This is a genomic window from Streptococcus sp. 27098_8_86 (assembly GCF_041432595.1).
GTDB lineage: Bacteria > Bacillota > Bacilli > Lactobacillales > Streptococcaceae > Streptococcus > Streptococcus pneumoniae_F.
Window position 1 is genome coordinate 1 of record NZ_JAPVZW010000024.1, and the last position, 2,153, is coordinate 2,153.

Sequence of the window (2,153 nt, forward strand, 5' to 3'; positions counted from 1 at the left end):
TTACTAACGAAAAAAGCATCCATTCCAGGCATCTCGCCCAAAGGCCAGATGCGAGCCAAGTAGTCTACCACATAGTCATCAAATCCTTCTTGAAGAGGCATCTTGCGGCCTGAAATCGTAACGAGTGGTCCTGGTCCCTCCGCTAAGCTCTTCTGGAGTTCCTCTGGTAAGAGCTCCAAATCGAGCTCAACAACAGAACCTAAAGGATAAATAGGACTGTAGACACTGTCCACAATCCCCATGAAATCCTGTAAATCCGTGATGGAAAATAGTTGATCTAGTTGATTATAATGGATCTGAGCTTCCTGATTTTCATAACTATATGATAATGGAGTAGGAACTAAGTTCAAAGTGCTTGACTACTTGTAAATCCATTATCTTATCTTCAAATATTATTTTCTACTTTCACCGTATTATACCAGTTATTGAATAATTCTAATTCTGAAGTATCATCTGAAATAGGCGAATAACTATATTTAGATTTGAGACTATTGCTGCTCTTATTATAAATAATTTTGATTTCGGTAGGTACTTCTTTTTTATTATTCTCAAACAAAATCTCGATTTTTTCCAAATCATCAATTCCTAATTCTAGAAGTTGTATCTGTCTATCACGTGAATCGTCTATTTTTTCATTTTCACTCAAAAAATCATTAATCTGATTGAGTCTAATTATCTCCCCATTTTTCTTAAAAAATAAATTGAAAAAATAACTACCTTCTTCCATATAACCATACAAATAAATTTCATCAATTTGACTATTCGAATATTCTAATCCCAAAGACACCAAATCAGATTGAATTTCCATTAACAAATCTTCAAATATCATTTACTTCACTCCATTAATATTTTTTATACGACGTGTATAAGTTTGTCCATCAATTGTATAATTTACCCTAAATGTCTTCGGTCGTGAAGACTTCCCTACGTACTCAATTTTGACGTGAACTTCAACTTTCTTATTCGCTTTAATTGCTTCTGACCAGTCTCGTTCAAGACGACGATAGGTTTTGAGATTTACGTCTTTCGCTTGTGATAATAAATTATCTAATTCAGGAGATCCACCAAATAAATCTCCAAATATATGACCCGCATGATCATCAGGTAATTTATCCGGTGTATTTCCTTTATGTCGTAGTCTACCATCATGTAGCTTTAATTGCAAGTTATCTGCGTACGCTTCACTAATACGCCCCAACTCGTCTGTCTGATATAAATAATTATGCTCTCCAGCCTGATATCGAACATTGGGCTTTAATTTCCTTGCACCGTCAAAGTGAGAACCATCTCGAAGTATATAACCGACCTTATCCGCTACTTTTCCAGCATCATCAGAAACTCTCACCACATCATCCGCATGTTTGCTAGAGAAGTGCATCACATCACGCAGAGTCTTACTCTCAACGCTGAAGGTAGGGGTAGGCATTGAGCCCATACCTCCCGCAAAGGCAATTGCCTCTTTACGAATACCAACTGGGATTCGGGTATCTAATAGTTTCTCCCCAAATTTCCCAATGACATTATTGCTCTTCGCTAGGATATTGTCAACCTTTGATCCCCATTTTTCAACATTTGCGAGAATTCTTGCTTTGGTACTGTTCTTGGCTAGGCTAATCATCTCAGCTGCCTTAGCTCCTAACTTCGTACCCTTAGCCATCTTACCTACAGCTGCTGGACCGACAAAAAGACTGGCAATCTCAAAGGTCAAGCCTCCTGCATCATAGGCATCCATATGGGTAACTTTATCCCAGAGGGCTTTTCCTGTCTGCTGAGCACGATAAGCAGCCTTATCCGCATAACTGGCATTGGGATCCTGGCCACGCATAGCTGCTCCTGGATCCGTCAGAGCAGTGTAAGTTCCTACTCCTAACTCCGCAAGGCTAGACAGGTTATCTGCCGTCCCTTGCAAGTCCCGCTTCATCCACTCTGGAGTTTGACCTCCTGTTAAGCGATTGACGCCATCAATACTGGCAATACCAATGATCTGAGTCAAATCTACAGCTCCGATAGCAGTCTCTGAAACCATACTACCTGCTGCACCAATAAAACCTTCCGCAAACAGGAGTGTATCTTTCAAGTCCTGTGGAATAGGCAGATTTCGTGTTCCCTCAACGACATCTCCCCACCAGGAACCAATCCCATTCGAGCGATCC

2 protein-coding genes and 1 pseudogene are annotated in these 2,153 nt (G+C 40.0%); all 3 read right to left on the minus strand.

Annotated features, from left to right (window positions below):
• Nucleotides 1–350: pseudogene (locus O3616_RS09960) on the minus strand (hypothetical protein); the annotation flags it as partial.
• 35 nt (nucleotides 351–385) lie between these two features.
• Nucleotides 386–829 carry a hypothetical protein gene (locus O3616_RS09965; protein ID WP_371638785.1) on the minus strand — a complete coding sequence of 148 codons (444 nt, stop codon included), beginning with the start codon at nucleotides 827–829 and terminating at the stop codon, nucleotides 386–388.
• A partial coding sequence (locus O3616_RS09970; RefSeq protein WP_371638786.1) for a DNA/RNA non-specific endonuclease occupies nucleotides 830–2,153 on the minus strand: 1,324 nt, incomplete at its 5' end.

Excerpts from the sequence above, each read along its gene's own strand:
- O3616_RS09965 (WP_371638785.1), bottom strand. The coding sequence starts at position 829 with ATGATATTTGAAGATTTGTTAATGGAAATTCAATCTGATTTGGTGTCT.